This window comes from Anaeromyxobacter oryzae (assembly GCF_023169945.1).
In the GTDB taxonomy this organism is placed as follows: Bacteria; Myxococcota; Myxococcia; order Myxococcales; family Anaeromyxobacteraceae; genus Anaeromyxobacter; species Anaeromyxobacter oryzae.
Window position 1 is genome coordinate 897,088 of the sequence record NZ_AP025591.1, and the last position, 26,675, is coordinate 923,762.

At 76.7% G+C, this 26,675-nt stretch carries 23 protein-coding genes; 9 read left to right on the top strand and 14 right to left on the bottom strand.

The features are described from left to right. Nucleotides 1-22: 22 nt before the first annotated feature. A complete protein-coding gene (locus AMOR_RS03825; RefSeq protein ID WP_248358575.1) occupies nt 23-322 on the top strand; it encodes a DUF2795 domain-containing protein in 300 nt (99 codons plus the stop codon). 16 nt (nt 323-338) lie between these two features. On the opposite strand, the gene AMOR_RS03830 is transcribed toward AMOR_RS03825, so the two are convergent. The 3 genes from AMOR_RS03830 to queD are packed head-to-tail and all read right to left on the bottom strand — an operon-like array spanning nt 339 to nt 7,509. Then, nucleotides 339-4,007 (bottom strand): UvrD-helicase domain-containing protein, encoded by a 3,669-nt coding sequence (locus AMOR_RS03830; RefSeq protein WP_248358577.1) that lies wholly within the window; start codon nt 4,005-4,007, stop codon nt 339-341. Beyond that, nucleotides 4,004-7,060 carry a PD-(D/E)XK nuclease family protein gene (locus AMOR_RS03835; RefSeq protein WP_248358579.1) on the bottom strand — a complete coding sequence of 1,019 codons (3,057 nt, stop codon included), beginning with the start codon at nt 7,058-7,060 and terminating at the stop codon, nt 4,004-4,006. Before AMOR_RS03835 ends, AMOR_RS03830 begins: the two co-directional genes overlap by 4 nt. A gap of 56 nt (nt 7,061-7,116) precedes the next feature. After that, nucleotides 7,117-7,509, bottom strand: coding sequence for a 6-carboxytetrahydropterin synthase QueD (gene queD / locus AMOR_RS03840; protein WP_248358581.1), 393 nt, complete (start codon nt 7,507-7,509; stop codon nt 7,117-7,119). A gap of 114 nt (nt 7,510-7,623) precedes the next feature. On the opposite strand from queD, the gene AMOR_RS03845 reads away from it, so the two are divergent. Next, a complete protein-coding gene (locus AMOR_RS03845) occupies nt 7,624-8,262 on the top strand; it encodes a class I SAM-dependent methyltransferase (protein ID WP_248358583.1) in 639 nt (212 codons plus the stop codon). A 10-nt stretch (nt 8,263-8,272) separates the two neighbouring features. Here the strand turns inward: AMOR_RS03845 and AMOR_RS03850 are convergent, their stop codons facing one another. After that, nucleotides 8,273-8,890: a thiamine phosphate synthase gene (locus AMOR_RS03850; protein WP_248358585.1), complete on the bottom strand. Its 618-nt coding sequence runs from the start codon at nt 8,888-8,890 to the stop codon at nt 8,273-8,275. Between the two features lie 46 nt (nt 8,891-8,936). On the opposite strand from AMOR_RS03850, the gene AMOR_RS03855 reads away from it, so the two are divergent. Next, a complete protein-coding gene (locus AMOR_RS03855; protein WP_248358587.1) occupies nt 8,937-9,743 on the top strand; it encodes a hypothetical protein in 807 nt (268 codons plus the stop codon). A gap of 29 nt (nt 9,744-9,772) precedes the next feature. Here the strand turns inward: AMOR_RS03855 and AMOR_RS03860 are convergent, their stop codons facing one another. The 5 genes from AMOR_RS03860 to thiS all read right to left on the bottom strand — a co-directional run bounded on the left by AMOR_RS03860 (nt 9,773) and on the right by thiS (nt 14,633). Further along, entirely contained in the window at nt 9,773-10,141 is a 369-nt protein-coding gene (locus tag AMOR_RS03860; protein WP_248358589.1) for a response regulator, read from the bottom strand. 194 nt (nt 10,142-10,335) lie between these two features. Continuing rightward, a complete protein-coding gene (locus AMOR_RS03865; RefSeq protein WP_248358591.1) occupies nt 10,336-12,561 on the bottom strand; it encodes an Ig-like domain-containing protein in 2,226 nt (741 codons plus the stop codon). After that, complete coding sequence (locus AMOR_RS03870; protein ID WP_248358594.1) at nt 12,546-13,559, bottom strand: hypothetical protein; 1,014 nt, start codon at nt 13,557-13,559, stop codon at nt 12,546-12,548. Before AMOR_RS03870 ends, AMOR_RS03865 begins: the two co-directional genes overlap by 16 nt. Before the next feature lie 97 nt (nt 13,560-13,656). Then, nucleotides 13,657-14,430: a thiazole synthase gene (locus AMOR_RS03875; protein ID WP_248358596.1), complete on the bottom strand. Its 774-nt coding sequence runs from the start codon at nt 14,428-14,430 to the stop codon at nt 13,657-13,659. Between the two features lie 2 nt (nt 14,431-14,432). Next, nucleotides 14,433-14,633: a sulfur carrier protein ThiS gene (thiS, locus tag AMOR_RS03880; RefSeq protein WP_248358597.1), complete on the bottom strand. Its 201-nt coding sequence runs from the start codon at nt 14,631-14,633 to the stop codon at nt 14,433-14,435. Nucleotides 14,634-14,793: 160 nt separating this feature from the next. On the opposite strand from thiS, the gene AMOR_RS03885 reads away from it, so the two are divergent. Further along, entirely contained in the window at nt 14,794-15,471 is a 678-nt protein-coding gene (locus tag AMOR_RS03885; RefSeq protein WP_248358599.1) for a TVP38/TMEM64 family protein, read from the top strand. After that, nucleotides 15,468-16,247 (top strand): YdcF family protein, encoded by a 780-nt coding sequence (locus tag AMOR_RS03890; RefSeq protein WP_318653848.1) that lies wholly within the window; start codon nt 15,468-15,470, stop codon nt 16,245-16,247. Before AMOR_RS03885 ends, AMOR_RS03890 begins: the two co-directional genes overlap by 4 nt. Before the next feature lie 9 nt (nt 16,248-16,256). Here the strand turns inward: AMOR_RS03890 and AMOR_RS03895 are convergent, their stop codons facing one another. Then, nucleotides 16,257-17,675, bottom strand: coding sequence for a trypsin-like peptidase domain-containing protein (locus AMOR_RS03895; RefSeq protein WP_248358602.1), 1,419 nt, complete (start codon nt 17,673-17,675; stop codon nt 16,257-16,259). 145 nt (nt 17,676-17,820) lie between these two features. On the opposite strand from AMOR_RS03895, the gene AMOR_RS03900 reads away from it, so the two are divergent. Beyond that, nucleotides 17,821-18,897, top strand: coding sequence for a sensor histidine kinase (locus AMOR_RS03900; RefSeq protein WP_248358605.1), 1,077 nt, complete (start codon nt 17,821-17,823; stop codon nt 18,895-18,897). On the opposite strand, the gene AMOR_RS03905 is transcribed toward AMOR_RS03900, so the two are convergent. Next, entirely contained in the window at nt 18,894-19,493 is a 600-nt protein-coding gene (locus AMOR_RS03905) for a phosphorylase family protein (protein ID WP_248358608.1), read from the bottom strand. The genes AMOR_RS03900 and AMOR_RS03905 overlap by 4 nt on opposite strands. A gap of 140 nt (nt 19,494-19,633) precedes the next feature. Between AMOR_RS03905 and AMOR_RS03910 the strand changes: the two genes are divergently transcribed. Further along, nucleotides 19,634-19,861: a (2Fe-2S)-binding protein gene (locus AMOR_RS03910; protein ID WP_248358611.1), complete on the top strand. Its 228-nt coding sequence runs from the start codon at nt 19,634-19,636 to the stop codon at nt 19,859-19,861. Between the two features lie 87 nt (nt 19,862-19,948). Next, nucleotides 19,949-20,428: a bacterioferritin gene (gene bfr / locus AMOR_RS03915; RefSeq protein ID WP_248358613.1), complete on the top strand. Its 480-nt coding sequence runs from the start codon at nt 19,949-19,951 to the stop codon at nt 20,426-20,428. 48 nt (nt 20,429-20,476) lie between these two features. Here the strand turns inward: bfr and AMOR_RS03920 are convergent, their stop codons facing one another. Together AMOR_RS03920 and AMOR_RS03925 are read right to left on the bottom strand one after the other, a co-directional pair. Next, nucleotides 20,477-20,638, bottom strand: a complete 162-nt coding sequence (locus AMOR_RS03920) for a hypothetical protein (protein WP_248358615.1) — start codon at nt 20,636-20,638, stop codon at nt 20,477-20,479. 116 nt (nt 20,639-20,754) lie between these two features. Continuing rightward, complete coding sequence (locus tag AMOR_RS03925) at nt 20,755-22,686, bottom strand: zinc ribbon domain-containing protein (protein ID WP_248358617.1); 1,932 nt, start codon at nt 22,684-22,686, stop codon at nt 20,755-20,757. Between the two features lie 168 nt (nt 22,687-22,854). Between AMOR_RS03925 and AMOR_RS03930 the strand changes: the two genes are divergently transcribed. Continuing rightward, nucleotides 22,855-25,614: an SNF2-related protein gene (locus AMOR_RS03930; protein ID WP_248358619.1), complete on the top strand. Its 2,760-nt coding sequence runs from the start codon at nt 22,855-22,857 to the stop codon at nt 25,612-25,614. A 47-nt stretch (nt 25,615-25,661) separates the two neighbouring features. Here AMOR_RS03930 and AMOR_RS03935 read toward each other — a convergent pair whose 3' ends face one another. Next, complete coding sequence (locus AMOR_RS03935; RefSeq protein ID WP_248358621.1) at nt 25,662-26,672, bottom strand: hypothetical protein; 1,011 nt, start codon at nt 26,670-26,672, stop codon at nt 25,662-25,664. Between the last annotated feature and the right edge of the window lie 3 nt (nt 26,673-26,675).

Genomic DNA, 26,675 nt, shown 5'->3' on the forward strand with positions numbered 1-26,675 from the left:
ACCACCCCGAAAGGAAGGCGACATGGCCCGAGGTTTCGGCGAGCCCCCCGAGCGCAGCCCGCAGGCGATCCTGTTCGAGGTCGAGTACCCGATCTCGCGCGACGACCTCGCGACCGCGGCGGGGGAAGCGGATGCGCCGCAGGATGCGATCAACTTCCTCCGGTCGCTGCCGGACCGGATCTACACGAGCCCGAACGACGTCCAGCGCGAGTTCGGCGAGGCGAGCGCGAGGTTCGGCATGTTCTCGAAGGACGTCCACCACCGCGGAGACATCGGGAAGGAAGCGGTGGAGACGGGGGCGGCGCCCACCAAACACCCGTAGTCCACGGGCGCCGTTCTCACTTGCCGTAGCACCTGCCCACGTACCCGCATCCCTCCGCGCGACAGCGCGCCTCGTCGCGCCCGAGCGCAGCGGGCGCCTGCTCGCCGCCGCCCTCGAGCGCCTCGCGGGCGAGCCGCGGCGCGGTGCGCGCGAAGCGGTCCAGCTCGGCGGCGCCCGGCGTCACGTCGATCGCGCGGTGGTCGCCGCGGAGGAACTGGAGGCGGGCGCGGACCTTCGCGCCGGGGTGCGCGCGGGCCGCGGCGAGCACGTACGCGAGCAGCTGCAGCCGGTACCGCTCGGCCGATCCCGGCCGCGGCGTCGCGTACTTGTAGTCCACGACGGTGAGCCCCTCGCCCCTCCGTTCCCGCACGAGCGCGTCGACGGCGCCGACGAGGTACACGCTCGGTGGCCCGTCGCCGTCGAGGCGGAGGAGGAACGGCACCTCGCGATCGACGCGGCCCTCGCGCGCCGCGAGCGCGAGGGCGCGGCCGCCCGGCGACTCGGAGAACCGGGCGACCTCGGCGAGGATCTTCCGGACGCCCGCGGCGCCGGGATCGTAGCCGCGCCGTGCCGCCGCCGCGGCGAGCTGGGCGCGGCGCTCGAGCGGAGGCGCGCCGAGATCCGCCTCCGCGAGCATCGCGTGCGCGAGCGTGCCGCGGGCGGTCGCGCGGCCGGGGTCGTCCGCGGCGGGCGTCGCGGCGAGGGCCCGCGGCTCCGGGACGCCGAGGACGCGCGCGTACAGGTGCCGCCGCGGGCAGCGCGCGTACTCCGCGAGATCGGTGACGGCGACCTGCAGCGCGGCGACGACCGGCGGTCGCGCGAGCACGGGAGCGGCCGCTGGCTCGCTCGCCGCCGGCTCGACGCGCACCGTGCCGTCCACGGGCGGACCGGCCGCGTCGGTCGCCGCGTCCTCGACCGGCACGCGCCGCGCGAGGTCCGGACGCTCGGCGAGCGCGGCCTCCACGAGCCCGCGCCAGGTCTCCGCCCCGTTGGAGGCCTCGCCGGAGAGCACGAGGTGGTCGCGCGCGCGCGTGAGCGCCACGTACAGCAGCCGGCGCGACTCGGCGGCGGCGGAGCGCCGATCGGCGTCGCGCGCCGCGCGCACGGCCACCGTCTCGACGAACTCCTCCCGCGCGGGGGCGTACAGCATCGAGCAGAGCCGGCCCTCCCCGTCCAGGAGCGCGCGACGGCCGTCGTTCCGGGCGCGGGCGCCGAGATCGGGGACGAACACCACCGGCCACTCGAGCCCCTTCGCCTGGTGCACGGACAGGAGCGCGACGGCGTCCGCCGCCTCGAGCTCCGCCTCCGGCTCGCGCGGCGGCCGCGCTGCCTGCGTCCGCAGGTGCGTCGCGAAGGCCGCCGCGGTCCCGCCGTCCTCGGCGAACCGCATGGCGAGCGCGAGCGCCTTGTCGAGGTTCACGGCCCTCCGCTCGCCGTCCGGCCCGGCGAGGAGCGCGGCGTCGAGATCGAGGGCTTCCACCGCGCGGGCGAGCAGCGCGTCCACCGGCAGGCGATCGCGGAGCGCGTGGAGGCCGCGGAACGTCGAGAGGAGGCGGAGGAGGCGGGACCACTCGGCGGCGGGGATGGCGGAGGGCGGTTCGGTCGGGGTCGCGGTCGGGCCAGGGCCCACGGGCCACGGCACGCGGGGCCCGGGCACGGCGCGCGGGTTCGCGTTCGGGTTCGGATCCGGTGACGTCGAGTGTGACGGGGGATGCGTCGCGGTCGCGGTCGTGCTCCCGCTCACCCTCCCCTCCACCTCCGCCGCGAGCGTCCCCTCCTCCATCCACGCGAGCCGCCCGAGCCCCACCTGCGCGAGGAGCAGCAGCGTCCCGTCGCTCACCGCGCACGCGGGCGAGCGGAGCAGCGCCGCCCACGCGACCGCGTCCGAAGGATCCGCGAGCGCCGCGAGCAGCTCGCCGACGTCGCGGACCTCCGGCGCCTGGTAGAAGCCGCCGCCGCGCGCGAGCCGGTACGGGATCCCGGCGGCGCGGAGCGCGCGCTCGTACGGGGCGATCTGCGTGAGCCGCCGGAACAGGATCGCGACGTCGCCCGACCGCGGGCGGCGAGGCGCCTCGCCGCCGTCGGGCCGCCGCTCGCGGACGGCGACGCCCGCGGCGCCGGACACGATCGCGCCGATCCGCGCCGCGATCGCCCGGGCCTCGCGCTCGCGACGGGCCGCCGCGCTGCCGTCGCCGTCGTCGACGAGGAGCTCGCAGGCGGGGCGCGCCCCCTCGGGCCGGGTCGGGACGAGGCGGTCGCGGTCGCCGAACGCGATCTCGTCGTCCCGCGGCGGCGCGCCGGGCGGCGGCTGCAGCGCGCGCACGAAGATCTCGTTCACGAGATCGAGCACGGCCGGCGCGCAGCGGTGGTTCTCGGACAGGTGGAGCACGCGCCCCGCGCCCGCCTCGAAGGCGCGGACGAGCCGGGCGAACACCGCGACGTCCGCGCCGCGGAACCGGTAGATGGACTGCTTCAGGTCGCCGACGGCGACGAGCACGGGCCCGGGCCCGGCCGGGTCCGGCCGCGCGAGGACGTCGAAGAGCTCCTGCTGGACCGGGTTCACGTCCTGGTACTCGTCGACGAGCAGCGCGCGGACGCGGCCGCGTAGCTCCGGCCGGAGCGCGTCGACGCGCCGGAGGAGATCGCGGGCGCGCACGAGCAGGTCGTCGAAGTCGACCGCCCGCGCCGCGGCCTTCCGCGTCGCGTACCGCGCCTCCGCGTCCGCCACGATCGCGGCGAGCTCCGCCTCCTGCGGCGCAGCGAGGACGTGGGCCGCCGCCGGCAGGAAGGCCTCCACGGCCGCCGCCAGCTCGTCCTTGAGCTCCCGCAGCGGACCGTCCGCCTTCAGGATGCGACCGCGCGCGGCCTCGCCGAGGGTGGCGAGCCGGCCGAGGGCCGCGACGGAGAGCGGATCCCTCCGGTCGCCGGGCTCGAGCGCGCGGAGCGCCGCGGCGACGGCGTCGACGAGGACCCTCGCGGCCGGGCTCGACGCCGCCCCACTGGCGTTCACGACCGATTCGGCGAGCGCGAGGAGGCGATCGCGGGCCGCGGCGGCGGCGACCGTGTCCGCCGCGACCGTCCGGAGCGGGCCGGCGTCGCCGCGCGTCGAGCGCTCCCGGACGAGCCCCGCGACCACCACCGGCAGGCCGCCGCGGGCGCCGCTCGCGCCGAGGCCGGCGGCGAGGACGCGCGCCTCGGGGCGGCCGGCGTCGAGCGCCGCGACGACCGCCGCCTGCGCCGCGGCCGCGAGCCAGCCGGACGCGCGCTCCTCGTCGGCGATCTCGAAGTCCGGGTCGAGCCCCGCCTCGAGCGCGTGCTCCCGGAGCAGGCGCCCGCAGAAGCCGTGGATCGTCCCCACGGCCATCCGATCGAGCGCATGCAGCCGCTCGAGCCAGGCCTGCGCCGCCGCCGAGCCGGGCGCGGCCGCCTGCGCGTCGCGCGCGCGTGCCGCGATCGCGCCGCGGAGGCGCTCGCCGAGCTCCTCCGCCGCCTTCTCGGTGAAGGTGATGGCCACGATCTCCGCGGGCGCGCACGGCGTCCCGAGCGCGGAGCCGTCGAGGAGCCGGAGGCAGAGCTCGACGAGCGCGGTGGTCTTGCCGGAGCCCGCGCCGGCCGACACCGCGGTCGGGGCGGACAGCTCGAAGAGCGCCCGCGCCGCCGGGCCGAACACGATGGGCCGGCTCACGTGCCGGCCTCCTCGCGCCGCTCGGCGGCGCCCTCGAACCGGCAGACCGCGCCGAACGCGCAGCCGGTGCAGTCGCGCGAGGCGATGGGGAACCGGCCCGCGCGGATCCTCCGCACCGTGTCCACGACGGCGGCGGCGAACGACCGCGGCGCGCCCCCGTCCTCCGCGCCCGGCGGGGCGACGGCGTCGGGCGCGAGCAGCGGGTCGGCGGCGTCGAGCGCGAGCGGCCTCGTCCGCTCGGCGCGGCGGACGAGCGCGTACGCCGCCTCGAGGCGGGAGCGGCCCGGGAACGCGCGCGCCGCCGCGAGGAGGTACGCGGGGATCTGGAAGCTCGTCTCGCCGAGCGCCTCCGGCGCGAGCTCGCCCTGGTAGGCGGTGCCGCTCCGGGCGTTCTTGTAGTCGAGGACGAGGAGGCGGTCGGGCGCGGCGTCGATCCGGTCGATGCGGCCCTCGAGCAGCACCGTCTCGCCGTCCGCGGACACCGCGAGCGCCGGCTCCGGCGCGCCGCGGCCGAAGCGGTGCTCCACCGCCACCGGCGTCAGCCCGCCGTGATCGCGAGCCTCGGCGCGGACCATCCGCTCCATGCGGGCGCGCACCGCCTCGCGCCGGGCGGTCCACACCGCGGGATCGCCGGTCCGCCCCTCGCGCTCGAACCGCGCGAACACCTCGTCCGCCGCGGCGCGCGCCTCCGCGAGGTCCTCTGGCGTCCCCGCCGGCGGCCACGCGCGCCGGGCCATGCGGCCACGCACGAAGCGCTCGAGGACCGCGTGCACGAGCGTCCCCTCGTCGCGGGGACCGATCTCGAGGTCCGCCGCGTCGGGATCCGGCAGGCGCGCCCCGATCCGGAGGAACGCGCGGAACGGGCAGCGCGCGTAGGCCTCGAGCTGCGTCGGCGCCCACGCCTCCGGGAGCGCCCGGCGGAGGGCGGCGCCCGCCGCGCCGTCCACCGCCCCCGCGACCGGCTCGGCGCGACCGGCGATCACCGCCGCCCGCCGCTCCGCCTCGACCGCGCCGCGCGCGAGGGCGTCGGCGGCCCGGGCTGCGAGCGGCGTCGGCGCGAGCGCCGCGGCGGCCGCCGCCCCGCCCCGCGCGGCGGCCCGGAGCGCCTGGCGCGGCGTGCGCGCCCGGGCGAGCCCCGGCTCCGGGTCGGGCGCCGCGGGCGGCGCGACGCCGGCCGCCGCGAGCGCCTCGGCCGCGAGCGGCGCGAGCGGCCCGCCCCCTCCGCCCGGCCCGGGAGCGGCCCACACGAACGCGAGGGCCTCTCGCGCGGCGGCCGCGGCGGAGAAGGCCCGGTGGAGCGCCTCCGCCCGCCGCGCCGCCGCGACCGGCACGGCGGCGCGACGGACGCGCCGGTTCAGGGCGAGCCGCTCGGGGTCGCGCAGGAGCGGCTCGGGCGGCGGCGCCGCGGGGTACGCCCCGCGCCCGGCGCCGGCCACCACGACGGCGCGCGCGACGAGCCCGGGCGCCTCGTCGAGCCCGCACAGCTCGACCGCGCCCGCGACCGGCTCCGGACCGGCGGGCAACGCCGCCTCGTCGATCGCGAGTGCGAGGAGCGCGCGGAAGGCGGCCGGCGGAAGTGCGGCCTCCCCGCGGCCCGCGAGCGCCACGGCGCGAACCACCGCGTCGGCGGCCTCGTCGACGCGGGCGAGCGCCGCGAGGTCGCGGGCCGCGACCGGACGCGGGCCGCGCGCGGCCTGCCGCCGGAGCCCCGCGCCGTCGACCAGCGCCGCGAGGCGGGCCGCATGGACCCGGGCGAGCGCGGGCGCGGCGAGCGGCCGGAGGCGCGCGTCCAGGGCGTCGACCGCGTCGGCGGCGCCGAGGAGCGCCGCGCGCTCGCGGGCGCCGCTGCCGGCGGAGACGAGCGCGGCGCGCCGCCGGAGCGCTTCGCCGGGCGAGACGCGGCCGTCGAGGGCGCCGGCACGATCGAGGAGGCCGCGGAGCCCCGCGCCGCCCCGCCGCGACAGCCAGGAGGAGCCCAGGAGCCGCTCCGCGGCGCTCCGGTCCAGGGCTCCGGCCGCGGCGAGCGCGTCCAGCACGAGGCGGACGACCGGGACGGCGGCGAGCGGCTCGCCGCGCCCGGCGGCGAACGGGATCCCGACGTCGCCGAGCGCCCGCGCGAGCGCCGCGGCGTGCCGGCGCGGCGCCGGCGAGACGACGGCGATCTCCGCCGGCGCGAGGCCCTGCTCGAGGAGTCGCGCGACGACGGCCGCCGCCGCCCGCGGCACGCCCTCCTCGCCGGCCCCCGCCGCGGCGAGCACGAGACCTGCGTCGCCGGCGGGCGCGGCGGCGCGGCCACCGCCCATCGCGAGCAGCGCCGCGGCGATCCGGGGCGCGCGGCCCTCGTCGACGTGCGGGAGCACGACCTCGACGTCGCGCCGCGCGGCCATCTCGTGCAGCGCCTCGAGGCGGCGGAGGAGCGGCTCGGCGGGCGCGGACGCGTCGGGCCGCTCCGGCCAGAACGGCAGGTGGACGCGCGTCCGGCGGGCGCGCGCCGCGAGGGCGGAGACGAGGTCCCACTCCGCCGGCGCGAGCGCCGCGATGCCGTCGAGGACGAGCAGGTCGAGCCCGCCGGTCTCGGCGGAGGAGACCCCGCGGCGGGCCGCCTCGGCCGCGACGCGGGCGGCGCCGGCGCGATCGAGCGCGCCGAGGGCCGCGAGGCGAGCCTCGTACGCCTCGAGCGCCGCCGCGACGGCCCGCAGGCGCGCGGCGGGCGCGCCCGCGAGCTCGCCGGCGGCCTCCCGTGCCTCGGCCGCGGTCACCTCGCCTCGCCTGAGCTCGGCGAGCGCGCGGGCGAGCGCCGCGGCGAGGCCGCTCTCGGGGTGCAGCCCGGCGAGCGCCCCCCCGGCCGCCTCGCCGGCCTCCGCCGCGAGGATCCGCTCCGCGAGCGGCGGCAGGATCGGCCGGCGGTCGCCCGCGGCGGCGACGATCCCCGGGACGATCCGGTCGACGGTCGCGACGGCGGGGCCGAAGAGGATCCCGCCCTGCGCGTCGCAGAGGCGGCGCGCGGCGCGCGTCGCCGCGAGCGGCGTGGCGACGAGGCAGAGGGTGGGCACGGGGTCGAGGTTACTTCGCGCTTCTGACTAGGCCGGCCCGGTACCGCGCCCGCCCGTCACTCCTCGCGGTACACCGCGAGCGAGCCCTCGTTCTCCCAGACCTCGACGCGCGAGACGACGACCCGCCCGGCCTCCCGCTCCTCGAGCCGCCGCGCCGTCTCCACGTAGAAGAAGCGGGCCAGCAGCTCGGCGGTGGTGTTCACCTCGTCGAACGGGGGGACCTCGTTCACGGTCTGGTGGTCGAACCGGCCGCCGACCTCGGCGACCAGCTTCTGCAGGTCGGCGAAGTCGATGACCATGCCGATGCGGTTCAGCTGGGAAGCGCGCACGTGCACGCGGACGCGCCAGTTGTGGCCGTGCAGCCGCTCGCACTTGCCGCCGTGGAAGCGGATCTGGTGCGCGGCGCTGAACACGAAGTCCTTCGAGATCTCGAACACGGGGCTGCCCATGGCGCGCGCAATATACCCGGGTGCGGCGCGGCGCGCACCCTGGCGGCGCCGCCTCCGGACGCCCCTCCCTGGCGCGGCGCGAAGCGTTCTCGCCGGGCCAGGCTCTCCCCCGGCATGGGCGGACACCGACACCATCACGATCACGGCGCGGGCCACGACCACGGCGGCTTCGACCGTCACCGCAACCCGGAGGACTTCGCGGCCTACCTCGCGAAGCTGGAGGGCGAGGACCGTGCCGGCTGGCAGAAGCCCGACGAGGTCGTCGCCGCGCTCGGGCTCGCGCACGGCCAGGTCGCGTGCGACGCGGGCGCGGGGCCCGGGTACTTCACGCTCCGGCTCGCGCGTGCGGTGGGCCCGTCGGGGCGCGTCCTCGCCATCGACGTCGAACCGCGGATGCTGGCGCTGCTCGAGGCGCGCGCCCGGGCGGCGGGCGTCTCGAACGTGACCCCGATCCTCGCCACGGACGGCGCGCCGATCCCGCCGGAGCCGTGCCACGTCGTGCTCGTGGTGAACACGTTCCACCACTTCCCGGACGGCGTCGCGACGCTACGGCGGCTCGCGACCCGGCTCGCGCCCGGCGGCCGGATCGTGAACGTCGACTTCCACCCGGGCTCGCTGCCGGTCGGGCCTCCGCCGGAGCTGAAGATCTCCCGCGACGACTTCCTCGCCGCTGCACGGGAGGCCGGGCTCCGGCTCGTCGACGAGCGGACCTTCCTCCCCTACCAGTACTTCCTCGCGCTGGCGCCTCGCTGACGTCCGCGGCTCACGGCGCGGCGGCGAGGAGCGCGCGCACCGCGGCGGCGGGATCCGGACCGGCGAGCCACGCGCGGATCGCCGCGACGCCGCGCGCCCCGGCGGCGAACGCCTCGGCGGCGTTCCCCGCGTCGACGCCGCCGAGCGCGACCAGGGGCAGCCCGAGCGCCGCGGCGGCGCGCAGCGCGCCGAGCCCGACGGGCGCCCCGTAGGCGCGCTTCGACGGCGTGTCGTGGACCGGTCCGAACGTCGCGAAGCTCGCCCCGCCGTCGCGCGCGCGGCGCACGTCGTCCGCGGAGTGGCACGAGACCCCGACGAGGGCGGCGGGACCGAGCAGGCGCCTCGCGTCGGCGGGCGGGACGCCGGCGGAGGGGAGGTGCACGCCGTCCGCGCCCGCCGCGAGCGCGACGTCGACGCGATCGTTGACGAGGAGCAGCTGGCCGTGGGCGCGACACACCGCGGCGAGCGCCCGCGCCATGGAGAGGAGCGCGCCCCCGGGGAGATCCTTCTCGCGCAGGTGGATCGCGACGGCCCCCGGCGGGACCCCTGCGAGCGCGGCCGCAGCGCGCGCCTCGAGATCGGCAGAGAGCCGCCGGTCCGTGATCAGGTGGACAACCGGGACCGCCATCCGTAATCTCGCCTCCCGGAATTCATCCTTGCGCGGGAGAGGCATCGTGTCGAGCGAGCTCGAGAGCTTCCTCGCCTTCCTCGAAGAGCAGAAGGCGAAGCAGGCGGCGCATTTCCCGACGGTGAAGTACGAGAAGGTGCTGTCGTTCATGGGGACGACGAGCCTCGCCGGCACGTTCAACGCCGTCTCGGTGAACCGGGTGCAGCGCCTCGAGCCCGGCCCGACCGGGCGCGAGCTCCGCATCACGCTCGTCGGGCCGATCGCCCGCTCGCCGACCAGGGGAGAGTGCGTCACCGTCCACCTCACCCGCGTGGAGCAGTACCAGGGCTTCCAGGTGAAGACGAAGCCGCTCTCGCTGAACACGAGCGCCTCGGATCTGCTCGAGGATGGTCCGGACGGGCTCGTGGTGAAGGGATCGTCGATCTTCACCGTCCACCACAGCCCCTACACGCTCAAGTTCTTCGAGAACGTGCCCTTCGAGGAGCTGCAGCAGATCGTCGGCGGCGTGCGATACGCGCTCGTCGGGGTCGGGGAGACCGCGAACATCTCCCCCCGCTTCATCTTCCACCACGAGGTGAAGAACGGGAAGCCGGTGCTGTACCACGGCGACGGTCTCGCGCTGAAGACGTACATGAACCTGAAGTCGAACCGGCAGGAGACCCGCATCGTCGTCGACTTGGACACGTTCCAGGGCTTCGCGCTGCACGGGACCGTCGAGGAGTTCGCGCCCCACCAGCACCCCGAGGCCTACGACAAGGTCTGCCGCGGCTTCACCGCCGGGAGCTGGGGCAAGCCCTCCAGAGTCTTCCGGTTCGTCGCCGAGGACGCGACGCGCATCACGCCGAACGGCTGATCGCCCGCGCGACCGCCGGCGACTCCGCCTCACGCCCGGGTGCGGGGCCGCGCCGTCAGGGCCAGCACCGCCCGCAGCAGCGCCTCGGGAGCCACGGGCTTCGTGAGGAAGAGGTCGACGTCGAGTGGCTCGCGGCGGCGGGCGCTCAGCACGACGACCGGCACGTCCCGGAGCGCGGGCTCGCTCCGCCGGCGCTCCAGGAACTCCCAGCCGTTCATGCCGCCGGTCACGAGGTCGAGGACCACGACCTGCGGCTTCGTCACGGCGGCGAGCTCCAGCGCCTTGCGGCCCTCGTCGGACGAGACCACGCCGAAGCCGGCCTTCGTGAAGAGCTCGGTGAGGGCGGCGCGGGTCTCCGCGTCGTCCTCGATGAGCAGCATCTTGCGCGTGGTCGGCACCCGGCTCCCTCCGCCGGTGATGATCGCAATCCGAACGCCGGGCGGCAAACGGTACGGCCGATGCGCCGCCCGCCTCCCGCGGCGGCGCGGAGGAGAGCGGCAGCCACGACGGAGCGCGCGGCCGAGCGCGGGGGCCGTGGTCCAGCAGGCGCTCGTCCCCGGGGGCGAGGTCCGGGATGGGGACCGAGCAAGCCCTAGAAGCCGCGCTCCCTGAGCCGCACGACCCTCGCGTCGTCCGTCCAGACGACCGTGCCACCCAGGACGTCGAGCTCGCGGATGGCGCTCCCCTCCGCACCATCGTTGACCGGGCCCGGCAGGAGCTCCCATCCGGAGCCGCTCCAGCGGCGAGCCCAGACCTCGTCCCCGGACGCGGTGCGCTCGACCCAGTACACGGTGGGCGCGTCGGCGTACAGGTTCAGCCGCGGGAGCCGCGCCGCGTGCGCGGCGTCGACGTTCAGCACCTGGCCCGCGCCGAACTCGCCCCCGCGGGGCCGGAGCGCGGCGACGATCTGATCGCCCTCCTGCCACGCGAGCGCGCCCGTGGACGAGGCGATCTCGCCCAGGACCACGTCGACGACGCCGACCGCGGCGTCGCGGTTCGCCACCTGCGGGAGGATCGTCCACCCGAAGACCGCCTCCGCCCCGCGGAGCTGGGGGACGCCGCCGGGCGCCGTCTCGATCCACGCGAGCAGCTGGCGGAGATAGCCGTCCGAACGGACGTCGGCCGCGACCGCGGGCGCGTCGGCGATCGAGCCGTCCGCGAGGCGCGCGGGCGAGCCGAGGTCGTCCCGCCAGCCGAGGCCGTAGCTGAAGCGCTTCACGCGGATGCGCCGTCCCCCCGCGGGATCCGCCTCGGACCACGCGATCGAGGGCCACTCCGGCTCCGCCGCGGGGCGACGGGCGTCCTCGCCGGTGTCGGCGTTCAGCGCGACCCCGGGTGCGTCGCAGAAGTAGACGTGCCCCACGCCCGCGCCGGTGCGCTCGATCCAAGCACCGGACGCGAGATCGCTCGCGGTCGAGCCGGCCTCGGCGCTCGCGACCGACGCGAGCGACCAGACGCCGTTCGGCGCGGCCCAGGCCTGGACCCGCCCCGCGCCGGGCGCGCCGGGCGGCGGGATCGCGAACAGGGTCGGCGCGTACGGACCGTCGTAGGGACACGTGGCGGGGGACTGGAAGACGTCCGCCGCGACGAGGCCAGCGGCGATCCCGCCGGTCCCGTACGTCGCCCGCCACGACCGGACCGTCACGGAGCAGGTGAACGGCGCGAGCGGGTTCCCGGAGGCGTCGACGAGCGGCGGCAGCGCGACGGTCTCCTCGACCGGCAGCGACTCGGGCGGGAGCGGCTGCGTGGGACAGAGGCGCAGCGTGCTGTACGCCGCCGACGAGGCGGTCGGGCGTCGCACGCCGCCGGCGACGATGGCCGCATCGCCGAACGACCCGGACACCGGCTCGCTGAACGTGACGACGAGGCACTCCCCGGACCGCGCCTGATCCGGCGCGCTCGACTCCGGCACGCACGAGACGACGCGCGGCACGGTGGAGTCGACGACGACGTCCGGAAACGCGCCCTGCACGTGGTACCCGGGCGCGCGGACCGCGAGCCGGTGGACGCCGTCCGGCAGCACCATCGGGTCGAACGCGACGTCCCAGGGCGGAGGGCCGAGCGCGGCGAGGACGCGGTCCCCGGCGACCAGCTCGGCCGCTGCCGGGACCTCGCCCGACGCCGACGCGACGAAGTGGAGCGGGCCGACTGCCCGGGTGCCGGGCGCGGGCGACGTCACCGCGACGGTGAAGGCCGGCGCCCGCCACGGGCCGAGCTGGTACGACACGCCCCACTGACGGCCGACGGGCAGGACGCCGAGGACCACGCCGATCTCGCCGGCGTCGCCGAGGGAGGAGAAGGTGAGCGTCACGCCGCGGCGGTCGCCGTCGACCGCGATCATCGACGGTGCCTCGAGCGTGCCCCGCAGCGGCGCCGCCGTCGGCGTGGTGCCCGCCTCGATCCGGTTCGTGAACGTGACCCGCACGTTGAAGGCGCCGCCGACCGTGACGGTGCCGGGGGCCGGATCGACGGAGGCGATCCCGAACGGCGCCGGGTCGACCTCGACGTCGCGCTCGGCCGACGAGGGGAGCGCACCGGAGGTGGCGCGGGCGACGAGGCGATGGCGGCCGGGGGCGGCCTCGAGCGGCACCCGCAAGTCGCGCCCGGTCGGCCACGTGCCGGGCAGGGCGTGCCCGTCGAGCTCGAGCGAGACGTCCTTCGACGGCGCGGAGACGCGGAGGACCACCGCGTCCGACGCGTAGAGCGTGCCGGCCGGCTCGATGGTGACCGCCTGGCGGCCGTCGTGCAGGACGCACCCGGAGAGCGCGGCAACCGCCGCGAGTGCCGCCGCGAACGGCCCGATCAGTCTCGTCGCCACGTGCCCCTCCATCCGAGCGCGAACCACGGTGCGCCCTCCCCCGCCGTCGTCTGGATCCAGCCGACGTCGACCGACCACCGTCGCTCGAACAGCCGCAGCGCCAGCGCGCCGAGCGCCTCGCGCGCGTCGGCGCGGGGCGTCACCCAGCCCTCGCCGACGAGCGCGACGTGCGGGAAGACGCTGACGGTGCCGGCCGCGGCGACCACCACCGCGTCGAACCGCCCGAGCCGCTCCGCCTCCGGCAGCGGCGGACCGGCGTACACGGTGAGGTGCGCGGCCGGCGTGCCGGCGGTGACCGAGCCGTAGAGCAGCGCGACCGCACCCTCGCGGCCCGAGATCGCCTGCACGCCGCCGAGCGCGTGGAGCCATCCGAGCGGATGCGCGTGCACCGCGATGCTCGCGGCGACGGCGGGCCGGGGGAAGGAGGCGCCGTCCAGCGACGGAACGTACAGCGACGGCACCGAGAGCGCGACGGACGCCGTGAGCCACGGCGTCACGCCGGCGTCGACGGCGGGCAAGGCGGCGGCCGTCGCCCTCACCGCCACGTCGCCCGCGCGGAGCGCCAGGGCCGAGGGGACGTGCAGGTGATGGCCGCACGCGGGATCCTCGTCCCGGGGGTCACCCCCGAGCCTCGGCAGGTCGCCGTAGCGGCCCACGATCGCGCCCGCGGGGAAGCGCACCCGATCGCCGGTGCGGAGCTCCACCTCGTCGCCCCCCGGGCCGGTCGAGACGAACCGGCCGGCGATGGTCTCGCCGAACCGGAGCCAGAAGACGCCCTCGTCGCCGGGCCGCGCCGGCGTGATCGCGGGTGGCGGGTCGGGCATCGAGTCCGCGGCGCGGGCTGGCGGAGACGCCGGAGCTTTCGCCGCGACCGGCGCCTCGTCCGCCGGCGCCTCGTCCGCCGGCGCGGCGTCGGACGGTCGCGCCGGCGGGTCCGCAGGCTCTCCCGGCGACGCGGCATGGACCGCGAGCAGCACCACGACGACGGCGAGCGTCACGCGTCACCCTCCCCTCGAAGGAGGGAAGGGTACACCAGCCGTGCGCTCGCCCGGTACCCGGAATCACCCCGGGTCCGGGTTCAGGTTTCGGGTCGCCTCAGGTCCCGAGGAGCCCCGTCATCGGCGACGACGCCGACGCGTGGAGCTTCATCGGGATGCGGCCGGCGAGGAACGCCTTTCGGCCGCCCTCGATGCCGGCCCGCATCGCCTCCGCCATGAGCACCGGATCCTTCGCCTCGGCGATGGCGGTGTTCATGAGGACCGCGACCGCGCCGAGCTCCATCGCGAGCGCGGCGTCGCTCGCGGTGCCGACGCCCGCGTCCACGAGGACCGGGACCTTCACGGTCTCCATGATGATGCGGAGGTTGTACGGGTTCCGGAGACCGAGCCCCGAGCCGATCGGCGCTCCGAGGGGCATCACCGCCGCGCACCCGACGTCCTCGAGCTTCTTCGCGGTCACGGGGTCGTCGTTCGTGTAGGGCAGGACCGTGAAGCCCTCCTTCACGAGCACGCGGGACGCCTCGACGAGCCCCTCCACGTCGGGGAACAGCGTCCGGCGGTCGCCGATGACCTCGAGCTTCACGAGATCGCCCATCTCCAGCTCCCGGCCGAGGCGGGCGGTCCGGATCGCCTCCTCCGCGGTGAAGCACGCCGCCGTGTTCGGCAGGAGCTTCATGTCCTTCGGGATCCACTCGAGGAGCGATGCCTCGCCCTTCTTCGAGAGGTCGAGCCGCCGGACGGCGACGGTCACGACCTCCGCGCCCGACGCGACGAGCGCCCGCTTCATCGTGGGGAAGTCGGGATACTTGCCCGTCCCGACGAGCAGGCGGCTCGTGAAGCTGTACTTCCCGATGCTCCAGGTGTCGGCCACGGCTACCCTCCTCCCACGAACGCGACGATCTCCACGGAGTCGCCCGCCCCGATCTTCTGGGCCTCGTAGCGATCCTTCGTGACGACCGTCTCGTTCACCTCGACCGCGACGCGCTGCGCCTTCACGTTGAGGTGCGCGAGGAGCGTGGCGACGGTCATCCCATCCGGGATCTCCCGGAGCTCTCCATTCAACCTGACCTGCATGGTGCCCGCGATCTAGCAACGGGGGACCGAGCACGTCAAACGCCGGCGACCCGCCGGTACCCCTCCCCTCGCCAGAGCGGCCGCGGGCGGGGCCCCGCCGCGCCGCCGGCCCCCTCCCCGACGCCTCGCGCTCGCCCGCGTCCCATGCGACTCTCCGCGCGTGCGGCTCCCCCTCGTGCCCCGCCGGCTCGCGCTCCTCCTCGGCGTCGCCGCGCTGGCGACCCTCGCCGGCGCCGCGCTGCCCGTCCGGGAGTGGGCGCTGCGCCTCGCCGGCGCCGCGCGCGGCCTCGGTCCCGCGGGCCCGCTCGCGTTCGCCGCCGCCTACCTCGGCGCGGGCCTGCTGGCGCTCCCGGTCGCGCCGCTCTCGTTCGCGGCGGGGCTCGCGTTCGGTCCGCTCGCCGGCGCGCTCCTCGCGGTGCCGCTCACGACCGCGGCGGGGTCGGCGGCGTTCCTCGCCGGGCGCCGCCTCGGGCTGCCCGCGCGCGCCCGCGGCGAGCTCGCCCTGCCGGGAGGCCTCTCCGACCGCGACGCGTTCCGGCTGGTGCTGCTGCTCCGCCTGTCGCCGGTGACGCCCTTCGCGATCGTCAACCTCGGCTTCGGCGCCACGCGGATGCGGCTCCGCGACTTCGCGGCCGCGTCGCTCCTGGGATCGATCCCGGCGGTCTCGACGTACGCCGCGCTCGGCGGGATCGTGTCCGCGCCGGGGGCCGCCTCGAGCCGGTGGCTGCTCGCCGGCGGGGCGCTCCTCACCGCGGTCGCGGCCGCGGGGTGTCTCCGGGTCGCCGCCGCCGCCCGCAGCGCGACCGGCGCCGCGTCCGCCGCCGCGCCGGAGCGGTGACCCCGCCCGTGTTCGTCGCGCTCTCCAAGGTCCTCGACCTGGCGGTCGCGCCGCTCAGCTGGGCGATCGTGCTCGTCCTCGCCGGACTCCTGCTGCGGCGCCGCCGCCCCGGGCTCGCCGCAGCGCTCCCGCTCCTCGGGGTGACCGTCCTGGTGCTCTTCGCCCTCGAGCCCGTCTCGCGGCGGGTCGTCGGCGCGGTCGAGGCCGGCGCACCCGACACGTTCCACCCCGACCCGCCCTACGACGTCGTGATCGTGCTCGGCGGGATGGTGGACGCCTCCGCGTCGCGCGCGAGCGGCGCGGTGGAGCTGACCGCAGCGGCCGACCGGATCGTCCGGGCCGCGGCGCTCCTCCGCGCCGGCCAGGCGCGCGACGTCCTCCTCTCCGGCGGCCTCGTCTTCCCGGTCCCGGGCGACCGCCCGGAGGCGGACCAGCTCCGCCGCGTGCTCCTCGAGGCGGGCGTCGCGCCGGAACGGATCTTCGTGGAGAGTGCGAGCCGGAACACGCGGGAGAACGCGGTCGAGTCGGCGCGCATCGTTCGCGAGCGAGGCTGGCGGCGGCTCCTGCTCGTGACGAGCGCCGCCCACATGCCGCGCGCGCTCGGCTGCTTCCGCGCCGCGGGCCTCGAGCCGGACGCGCTGCCCGTCGACCGGCGCGCGGGCGACGGGCGCGGCGCGTCGTGGCTCCCGCGCGCGGAGGAGCTCGCGGCCTCGACCGACGCGCTCCGCGAGGCGACCGGCCGCCTCGTCTACCACCTCCTCGGCTGGACGCGGTGAGCGGACGGCCTAGTCGAGATCGACCTCCACCCACGACAGCTGTCCCCTGCGCTCGACGCGCAGCGCGGCGGCGCCGTGATCCGGGAGCCCCTGGATCGCCGTCCGGAGCTCCGCGAGGGAGCGGACCGGCGTCCGGTTCACGGCGTGGATGACGTCGCCGGGCACGAGCGGAACCTCGAGCTGCGAGTCGAGCGTGCGCGCGATGACGGCGACGCCCGTCGGATCCCGCAGCCCGGGCAGCAGCGGCCGCGTCCGGTCGTCCAGCTCGACGCCGACGATGCCCAGGCGGGGGACGCTGCTCTTCGACACGTCGGCGAGGGCGGCGAGCCGCTCCTCCGGCGGCGGCGGCTCCCGGCCCTTCACGGACAGCGTCTTCGTGGCCGTCCCGCGCCGGACGACGAGCCCGACCGGCGCGCCCGCGGGGTGGAGGTACAGCGCCGTCGAGAGGGCCGGCATCGTGTCCACCGGCCGCTCGTCCATCGAGACGAGCACGTCGCCGGCCTGGAGCCCCGCCAGCGCGGCGGGCCCCTCCGGCGCGACGTCGGAGACGACGACGCCGTAGTCCTGCGGGAGCCCGAGCGCCGTCGCGAGGCCCGCGGTGATCTCCTGGGCCGAGACGCCGATCACCGTCCGGTGCACGTGTCCGTAGCGGCGGAGGCTCTCGTAGACGAACTGCACGACGGGCGCCGGGATCGCGAACCCGAGGCCCTCGCTCCCCCCACCCTGGGTGAGGATGAACGCGTTGATGCCGACGACGTTGCCCTCGGTGTCCACGAGCGGGCCGCCGCTGTTGCCCGGGTTGATGGGCGCGTCGGTCTGGATGTAGAGCATCGGCCGATCGGGGAGCGGCTGGCGCGCGACGGACGAGACCACGCCCATCGTGACGCTGCTCGCGAGCCCCTGCGGGCTCCCCACGGCGAACACGAGCTGTCCCGGCTTCACGTCGCGCTTGCCGAGGACGAGCGTCGGCAGCCCGGTCGCGTCGATCTTGAGCAGCGCGAGATCGAGGTCCGGCTCGATGCCGACCACGCGCGCGTCGTGGATGCGCTTCACGCGGTGGGCGCCCGGGCCGCCGTCGCGCTGGGGGAGAAGGACGCGGACGCGCTGCGCCCCCTCGACGACGTGCGCGTTCGTCACGACGAACCCGGACGGATCGACGATGACCCCGGACCCGACCGCGTGCTGCCGGACGATGACGGACGCGCCGTCGCCCTCGTCGTCGGCCGGACCGTACCCCGTGACGGCCACCTGGACCACCGCCGGGGAGACCTTCGCGACGACGCCCTCCAGGGCACCGTCGAGCGCACGAAGCACGGCCGGGCTCGCCGGCGCGGCGGCCGGGTCGGCGGATGGCCTCGCCGCCCGGGCGGCGAGCGGGACCGCGAGGGTGAGTGCGGCGATGCAGGGGGCGAGCGAGCGGTGGGTCATGGTGTCCTCCCGATGGTCGTGAGGATACCCGCGTCCGGGCCCGGTAGCCTCGTCCACGCGCGAGCCGGCGCGCAGGAGAAGGCGCCGGAGGGGGCGCCCCGATGGAACGTCGTGCCCGGCGCGCATGCCGGATTAGGGTTCGCGCGTGGCACGCCCCCGGCAGTCCGTGGCGATGAACTACGCGGTCGCCTTCGGTGTCGCGGTCGGCGCCGTCGCGCTGTCGCAGCTCACCGTGCAGCCGTTCGGCGGCGCGTACTTCTACCTGCCGCTCGTCGCGGTCTTCTACGCGGCGCTGCACGGCGGCGTGGGCCCCGGCCTGCTCTCGGCGTTCCTCTGCGCCGCCGGGTTCGACTTCCTCTTCCTCGGCGAGCCGTTCCGGTTCGGCGTCGCGACGCGCGAGGAGGCGCACCGGGTCGCCGGGTTCGTGCTCTTCGGCGTCGCCGCCTCGCTCCTCGCCGGCAGGTTCCGGGCGGCGCGCGATCGCGCCGAGCGTGCGCGCGAGGAGGCGGAGGCCGCGGGCGCGGAGGCCCGGCGGATCGGAGAGCTGCAGGAGCGACTCGTGGCGGTGGTGAGCCACGACCTCCGCAACCCGCTCGGCGCGCTCCGCGCCGGCCTGGAGCTCCTCCCGCGCCTCGGACCCCTCGCGGATCGCCAGCGGGTGGCCGTCACCCGCATGCGCGGGACCGTGGACCGGATGGACGGGCTCATCCGCGACATCCTCGATCTCGCGCGCACGCGCAACGGCGCCGTGCTCGCGGTCCAGCTCGCGCCGGCGCGGCTCGGCGCGATCTGCGCACGCGTCGTCGGCGAGCTCGAGGCCGCGTACCCCGACGTGCCCATCACGGTGGCGGTGGATGGCGACGACCACGCCGAGCTCGACGAGGAGCGCCTCGCGCAGCTCGTCTCGAACCTGGTCGGCAACGCCATCGTCCACGGCGACCGCGCCGCCGGCGTCGCGGTGCGCGTCCGGGGCGGGGGCCCGGCGCTGCGGCTCGAGGTCGAGAACCGCGGCCCGCCGATCGCGCCGGAGCTCGCGCCGCACCTGTTCGAGCCGTTCCGGCGCGCGGGGCACGACACGCGCGGCCTCGGCCTGGGGCTCTACATCGTGAAGGAGATCGCGCGCGCCCACGGCGGGGAGGTGGCGGCGCGGAGCGCGGACGGTTCCACGGTCTTCGAGGTGGTCCTGCCGCGCGAGGCCCGGGCCGCGCCGCCGGCCGCCTAAGGCGCGCTCCGGCCGAGCACGCCGCGGGCGCGGAGCGCGTCGACGAGCGCCCGGCTCACGGCGGCGTGGCTCGCCCGCCATTCGGCGTGCGCGTCCGGTCCGACCCGGTTCGCGACGGCCAGCGCCGCCGCGACCGGCACGCCCGCCGAGTGACACGCCGCGAAGACGCCGGTGACCTCGAGGTGCTCGGCCGCGGCGTGCGCGGCGAGCGCGCGGGCTCCGTCCGCCGTGCGCGTGATCGCGGGCGGCACGGCGACGGGATACGCGGGCAGCGGCAGCGGGAAGGTCGCGGGCCAGCGGGTCCGCTCGATCTCGGGCCGGTACGCCCGCCCCTCCACCTCGTCGAGCGACAGCGCGATCGCCTCGGAGACGGCGATGAGCGCGCCGGGCGCGAGCCGCGCGTCGTACGCGCCGCAGGTGCCCACGAACAGGACGCGGGCGGGCGCGACGCGCGCGAGGTGCCGCGCCGTCTCGACGGCCGCCGCGACGGCGCCGACGCCGGTGCACGCCGTCACCCACCCCGGCGGCGGCGCGGCGTCGAGCCCCGCGAGCTCGGGCGGGAACGCGGAGAGGAGGAGCGCCGGGGCGTTCGCCATCGGCGACATCGTAACCCTCCCGACCCGGAACCCGGATGCGAACCGGAGAGTTGCGGGGGATTGCCTCGTCGCCCCGCTTCTGATATTGAGAATGCCTCTCATCTTCGCCGGGCCCCTGGACGCGGCCCTGGAGGACGGCAGTGATCGTCTGCGTGTGCAGGGGAGTGACCGACCGGCAGATCCGCCAGGAAGCCGCCGCCGGCCATGCTCTCGACGAGGTGTTCCGTCGCACCGGGGCGGGATCCTCGTGCGGGACGTGCCGGCTCGCGGTCGCCCGCCTCGTCGCCATGGAGCACGCCCAGGCGGCCGCTCGCGCCCAGTCCGTGGAGCAGGCCGCCCAGCAGCAGCCGGAGCAGGACGCCGCCTAGCGCCTCACGGGGGAAGCCCCTTCCGGGAGAGGGCATCCGGCCCGGGCGCGGGCAACACTCCGCGACCCGAACTCGACCGGAGGCTGCATGAAGGGCGACCCGCAGGTGATCGACCTCCTGAACGAGGTCCTCACGAACGAGCTCACGGCGATCAACCAGTACTTCATCCACGCGCGCATGGATGAGAACTGGGGTTACGAGCGGCTCTACAAGAAGAACCGCGACGAGTCGATCGACGAGATGAAGCACGCCGACCAGGTCATCGAGCGGATCCTCTACTTCGAGGGCGTCCCGAACATGCAGCGGCTCGGCAAGGTCAACATCGGCGAGAACGTCCCGGAGCAGCTTCGGCTCGACCTGGATCTCGAGAAGCAAGCGATCCCGGTCCTGAACCGCGGCATCGAGCTTTGCCGGAAGTCGGGCGACAACGGGACCGCGGAGCTGCTCGAGGACATCCTGGAGGACGAGGAGGAGCACGCCAACTGGCTCGAGGCCCAGCTCATGCTCCTCGATCAGGTCGGCGTGCAGAACTACCTCGCCGAGCAGATCAAGAACGACGACAGCTGAGCCGCCGCGCCGCCCGGCTTGCGCAGGTGACGGCCGGCTCGCTGCCAGCTACGACCGGCGGAGCGGCGCGACGGGCGCCTGCGGCGCGCGGGCCGTGGTCACCTGCGCGGCGGGGACGGCCCGGACCGTCGCGGGGGCGGGCGCGGTGAGCGTGAAGAGGAAGCCCGCCTCGAGGGCGATGGAGAGGGCGAGGAGCGCGATGGCCTTCATGATCGTGTGACCTCCGTTCCCCGAGCCCTACGGCGCTCCGGCGCTCGTATTTCAGCGCCCGCCGCCCGCCCCCTCCGGGCGGCGCGTGGGAGCCCCGAGGGCCTTCGCGCGCCGGCTCACCGAGCGCCGCCGCGGCCGATCACGATCGGCACGCGGACGGCGACGGGGTCGCCACGGAACGTGGGGAACGCGAGCCGCGCCGCCGCGCGCGAAAGGCACGCGCCGATGGGCAGTCCGGCGAGGTCCGCGTCCTCGAGCGTCCCCTCGGCGCGCCCGGTCGGGGCGACGAGGAGCAGGAGCCCGGTGCGGCGGCCCGCGATGGCGCCGCCTTCCGGGCCGGCGAGCGCATCCGCCACGCAGCCGTCGAACGCCGGCCGCGCGCGCGACACGACCGACTCGACCTCGGCCGGGTCGAGCGCCGCCGCCGGCGGCGCGACGGGCGCATCGGCCTTGCGAGACAGCGCGGCCGCCATCCCCGGGTCGATGGCCGGTGGCGCGTCGGGCGTGCTCTCGAAGGCGACGCCGGACGTGGCAGGCGCGGGCGCCCTGTCGGGCGGCGAGGACCGGGGCGGCGTGTCCGAGCGCGGGTGAGCGCGCGACGGCGAGTCGGCGCGCGGCGCGGGATCGCGGCGGGCGTTGGCAACGGCCGCGTGGTGTTCCGGCGGCCGGGTCCCGGACGGCGGGGACGGGGGCGGTGGCGCGTTCGACTTCGGGGTCGCGGTCGGCGCCGGCGTCGGCGGCGGCGTCGCGGCCGCGACCGGGCTCGGGATCGGCTTCGAGGTCGCGTTCCCGCTCGCGGTCGCGCTCGGCCTCGCGTCCCTCTCCTCCCCTCCCGCCCGCATCGCGCGGAGCGAGGCGAACCCGCCGGCGGCGGCGAGCACGCAAGCCGCGGCGACGCCCGCGAGGACCGACCGCCTCCGCGGCGGCGACGGAGGACCGACGGGCGCGTCGCCCCGAGCCGGGAGCGACTCGGAGCGCGACAGCTCGAGCGTGAACTCGCCCGAGCCCTCGTCCGGCACCGGCGCGGTCGCGCCGGCGCCGGACGGCGACGAGGGCGCGGCGTCGACCGGGGCGTCGTCCGGGGCCGGCACGGCCGGAGCGCTCGGCGCCGGCGCATCCGCCGGCGGCAGGGCGCCGAGCGCGGCGAACGGATCCGCTTCGGCAGGAGGCGGGGGGAACGGGTCCGCGACCGCCGGCGCACCGGCGAACGGATCTGCTTCGGCGCGCGGCGGGGCGAACGGATCCGCGACCGCGGGCGCCGCGGCGAACGGATCGGCCGCCGCCGAGGCCTGCGCGAACGGATCCTGGGAGCCCGGCGCCGACGCCGCCACGAGGAAGGGATCGCGCGACGCGGCCGCGTCCGCCCGGAAAGGATCGTCGAGGGGGGGGCGCCTCTCGGCCGCGAACGGATCGTCGAGGGGGGCGCGCTTCGCCGCAGCGAACGGATCGTCGAGCGGCGAGGCGGTCGCGGCCAGCGGAGCCGTGGCGGAGGGCTCGAGCAAGGGTGCGGGACGCGGCGCGGGCGCGGGGCGGCGCTCCGGCGCGGGCGCCGGCGCCGCATCCACGACGCCCGGCGCGGGACCGAAGAGATCGCGCTCCGGCGTCGCGGCCGGATGCGAGCGCAGCGTTCCGGTGGACGGATCGACCGGCGCGTCCCAGGTCGGCACCGGCAGCGGGGCGCCGGTACGGCGGTGCGCGGTCGTGCTCTCCGACACCGGGCGCGAGGGAGCGGCGCGCGGCGCCGGAAGCGCGACCGAGGAAGTCGCCGCCGGGGCGGGCGGGCGGGACACGATGGGCGGCGGCGACGCGCGCGGCGCCGTGACGGGCGCGGCGGCGACGCCCGCCGACGGGCGCAGCACGATCGTGTGGCCGCACCGGCAGCGGACCTTGTACGTGCGGCCCGGCACCGGGTCGTCGGTGGTCGCGAACCGCTTCCCGCATGCGTCGCACGCGAACTTCACGCTGCGCTCCCTCCTGTGCCCGCGCTCGAGCCTCGCGGCGCGCTCGGCGAGGCCGTCGCGTCCACATGCCACGACCCCGCGGCACACCCGTTTCGACGGTACATCGCCCCTGCACCTCGGATCGAGTTGCTGCTAGAGTATCGCTCTCCGGTATCGCGGGATACCGGCGGTCCTGTCCAGTTCGCAGCCTGGCGGACCGAGGGTGATGGGTGGGCGGGCGCGTGGCGCTCCGAAGGTGGTCGGGAGGCGTGGCGGATGGGCGGGGTGTCACAGGTCGCGGCGCGTGCGGTCGAGGGCGGGAAGCCCCAGCTCACGCGATTCCACCAGCGCGTCGCAGCGGAGGCGCTCACCGCGCGCGGCGGCGGCGGTGCGTCCCGGCTCGCCCCCGCGCTCGCGCACTCCGCGGTCGACCTCAACCCTCATCAGATCGAGGCCGCCGCGTTCGCGCTGGCCTCGCTGCCCACCGGCGGCGCCGTCCTCGCGGACGAGGTCGGGCTCGGCAAGACCGTCGAGGCCGGGCTCGTCCTCGCGCAGCTCGCCGCCGAGGGCAAGGCGCGCGCCGTCATCCTCGTGCCCGCCACGCTCCGCGCCCAGTGGCGCGAGGAGCTCCGGTCCAAGTTCGGCCTCGACGCCGACGTGGTCGACGGCGACGTCGTACGGGAGCGCGAGAAGCAGGGGCTCAAGACGAACCCGTTCGACACCGGCGGGATCGTCATCTGCTCCCACCCGTTCGCCGCGATGCGCGTGAGCGAGGTCGAGCGGGTCCCGTGGGACGTCGCGATCATCGACGAGGCGCACCGGCTCCGGAACGCGTACCGCAAGGATCACCGCACCGGTCAGGCGCTCCGCAAGGCGCTCCGCAAGTGCCCGAAGCTCCTCCTCACCGCGACGCCGCTCCAGAACGACCTCATGGAGCTGCTCGGCCTCGCCGCGTTCATCGACGACGCGCTCCTCGGCAACGAGGAGGCGTTCCGGCTCCAGTACGCGTCGGGCGAGCTCACCGAGGACAAGGCGGCCGATCTGAAGGCGCGCCTCGCGCCGGTGGTGATCCGGACCCTCCGCCGCCAGGTGAAGGAGTACGTGAAGTACACGGCGCGCCGCTCCATCGTGGAGGACTTCGCGCCGACGGCCCAGGAGCAGGAGCTGTACGACCGGGTCTCGGAGTACCTGCGCCGCGAGGACGCGTACGCGATCCCGATGGCGCGGCGGGCGCTCTTCGTCCTCGTCTACCGCAAGATCCTCGCGTCCTCGTCGTTCGCGCTCGCGGCGACCCTCGACCGGCTCGCCGACACCCTCGACCAGAAGATCGCGGGCGTGGAGTGCACCGCCCAGGCCGACCTGATCCTCGAGATGGACGGGTTCGCGGAGGAAGTCGAGGAGCTGTTCGACGACCCGTCGTCCGCGGCGCGCCCGAAGGGGCAGCTGGCGCTCCGGCGGATGAACGACGAGCTCGGCGAGCTCCGCGCCTGCGCGAAGCTCGCTCGCACGATCCAGGTGAACGCGAAGGGCGACGCCCTCGTCCGCGGCCTGGACCGCTGCTTCACGGTGGCGAAGGCGTGCGGCTGGCCGGAGAAGGCGGTCGTCTTCACCGAGTTCCGGCGCACGCAGGACTACCTCAAGAAGCTGCTCGAGTCGAAGGGCTACTCCTGCACGTGCCTCTCCGGCGACGTGGGCGGCACGGAGAAGCGCGCCGCGCTCGTCGAGGAGTTCCGGAACACGACGCAGATCCTGATCATGACCGAGGCCGGGGCGGAGGGGCTGAACCTCCAGTTCTGCAACCTCGTCGTGAACTACGACCTGCCCTGGAACCCGCAGCGCGTCGAGCAGCGGATCGGCCGGTGCCACCGCTACGGCCAGCAGCGGGACGTGCTGGTCCTGAACTTCCTCAACCGCTCGAACGCCGCCGACGCGCGGCTCTACGACCTGCTCTCCCAGAAGCTCGCCCTGTTCGACGGCGTCTTCGGCTCCTCCGACGAGATCCTCGGCGCGCTCGGGACCGGCATCGACTTCGAGAAGCGGGTCCTCGACATCTACCAGTCGTGCCGCGATCCGAACGAGATCGACACCGCGTTCAAGAAGCTCCGCTCGGAGCTCGACGACCGGATCAGCGCCCGGTACGCCGCGGCGCGCGCGCTCCTGTTCGAGCGCTTCGACGGCGAGGTCCGCTCGAAGCTCCGCGTCGCGGAGCAGAAGGCGAAGGAGGCGGTGGCCCGGCGGGAGGCGGAGGAGGAGGCCCTCGTCGCCGCTGCCTTCGACGAGGAGGCGCCGCCGACGCCCGTCGTGCTGGAAGGGCCGGCCAAGGGCCGCTCGAAGCGCGCGAAGCTGGTTCAGGCCGCGGCGGAGAAGATCCGGGCGCGCCCGCAGGACGCCGTCGCCTTCCTGGAGCTCCCGAACCGGATCCTGCCCGCCCCGCTCGGCAAGCTCGCCGGCCGAGAGGGCTGGTGGTTCGCGTACAAGTACACGCTCGACGCCCTCGTCTCCGAGGAGCGCGTGGTGCACCTCGTGCTCTGGTTCGACGGCGAGCGGTTCCACGCGCTCCCCGCCGAGGACGCGGACGCGTTCGCGGCGCTCCCCGCCGACGAGACGCAGGCCGGGCCGCGCGGCGCCACGGTGTCCATCGGCCAGGCGCAGGAGGAGGCGCTCGCGGCGATCCACGCGAAGCTCGTCGCGGACCTCCAGGCCCGCATCGGGGACACGTTCGACGCCGCGCGAGATCGCTGGGACCGCTCGGTCGAGGACGCGCTGGCGGCGCCGCGGAAGGCGGTGGAGGACGCCCGCGCCGCGTGGGGCAAGGCGCGCGCCGCGCTCCACGACAAGTCGGACCTTCCCCTCCGCGACCGGCGCGCCTTCCTCGAGCGCGCCGAGCGCGAGTACCGCCGCAAGCTCGACGACCTCCGCGCGCTCGAGGCGCAGCGGTACGGCGAGAAGGATCGCGCCATCGCCGAGCTGAAGAAGAAGTCCGAGGTGAAGGAGCGGCGCACGCTGGTGGCGACCGCGTACTGGCGCTGCGTCTAGCCGGCAGGCGCGGCGCCGCGCACCGCCCTTCCACCGCCGCTCGCGGCTCAGCGCCCCACGGGCGCCGTCGCCGCCGCGGGCGCTGCGGGGGCCGGGACCACTGCCGCCCCGCCAGCAGGCGCGCTCGCGGCGCCGGCCACCTTCGGCGCGACCAGCTCGAAGCGGATCGGCACGGCGGCCTTGCCGGTGGCCGGCGGCGGCAGCGCGGCGAGCACCCGCGCGACGCACGCGGCGAGGTCCGGCGCGCCGGTCGAGTCGGCGGCGATGACGGCCTTCGCCGCCTGCGAGACCTCCACGACGAGGACGCCGTCGACGGCCGGATCGGCCCGGAGCGCGTCCGCGTAGCAGGCCTCGAGCTCGGCCGCGTGCGCGAGCACGGCCTTCTTCGCCTCGCCCGGCCCCGCGATCGGCTCACCGACGTCGACCTTCGGCCGGGCGCCCTGGGCGGCGGTCACGAGCGGCCGGTCGGCGTTGGCGCCGCCGCGGGCGAGCGTCGTCGCGCCGTCCATCCACCGCCAGTCGACGGGATCGACGGCGAGCGTGTAGGTCCCGAGGCGCGGTTCCGCCCCGCAGGTGGCGTCCTCGGGGAGATCGAAGGTCACCGCCAGCGTGAGGCGCCCGGCGCGCTGCGCGTCCAGGATCCGGCGCGCGCCCGCGGCGTCGACGTCGACCGGGAGGCCGCGCTCGGACGCGGTCCACAGCTTCGCGCGCGGTCCGAGCACGAGCGAGAACGGCTCGGCGAGCGTGAGGCGCCGCTCGGGGCCGTCGTAGGGCGCGAAGGCGAGCTTCCCGCCGGGCACGGTGACCTCGTACCGGCTGGAGAGGGCCTCCTCGCGCGCGCCCGCGTGGCGCACCTCCGCCTCGCCGCGATCGAGCGCGTCGCCCTTCGTGCGCAGCCGCTCCAGCGGCGTGAGATCGCCGCACAGCGCGGCGAGCTCGCGGGGCCCGGCGAGCGTCCGCACCTCCGGCGCGGGCTGCCCCTCGTGGCGGACCACGGGCGTGGTGCCTTTGCCGGCGGGGGCGGCGGCGAGCAGCGCTGCGGCGAAGATGGCGTTCATGGC

What these genes read in the sequence shown, in the direction of transcription:
- AMOR_RS03920 (WP_248358615.1), bottom strand. Translation starts at nt 20,638, where the DNA reads ATGAAGGCCATCGCGCTCCTCGCCCTCTCCATCGCCCTCGAGGCGGGC.
- queD (WP_248358581.1), bottom strand. Translation starts at nt 7,509, where the DNA reads ATGGGCAGCCCCGTGTTCGAGATCTCGAAGGACTTCGTGTTCAGCGCC.
- AMOR_RS03905 (WP_248358608.1), bottom strand. Translation starts at nt 19,493, where the DNA reads ATGGCGAACGCCCCGGCGCTCCTCCTCTCCGCGTTCCCGCCCGAGCTC.
- AMOR_RS03825 (WP_248358575.1), top strand. Translation starts at nt 23, where the DNA reads ATGGCCCGAGGTTTCGGCGAGCCCCCCGAGCGCAGCCCGCAGGCGATC.
- AMOR_RS03895 (WP_248358602.1), bottom strand. Translation starts at nt 17,675, where the DNA reads ATGACCCACCGCTCGCTCGCCCCCTGCATCGCCGCACTCACCCTCGCG.
- AMOR_RS03845 (WP_248358583.1), top strand. Translation starts at nt 7,624, where the DNA reads ATGGGCGGACACCGACACCATCACGATCACGGCGCGGGCCACGACCAC.
- AMOR_RS03930 (WP_248358619.1), top strand. Translation starts at nt 22,855, where the DNA reads ATGGGCGGGGTGTCACAGGTCGCGGCGCGTGCGGTCGAGGGCGGGAAG.
- AMOR_RS03935 (WP_248358621.1), bottom strand. Translation starts at nt 26,672, where the DNA reads ATGAACGCCATCTTCGCCGCAGCGCTGCTCGCCGCCGCCCCCGCCGGC.
- bfr (WP_248358613.1), top strand. Translation starts at nt 19,949, where the DNA reads ATGAAGGGCGACCCGCAGGTGATCGACCTCCTGAACGAGGTCCTCACG.
- thiS (WP_248358597.1), bottom strand. Translation starts at nt 14,633, where the DNA reads ATGCAGGTCAGGTTGAATGGAGAGCTCCGGGAGATCCCGGATGGGATG.
- AMOR_RS03850 (WP_248358585.1), bottom strand. Translation starts at nt 8,890, where the DNA reads ATGGCGGTCCCGGTTGTCCACCTGATCACGGACCGGCGGCTCTCTGCC.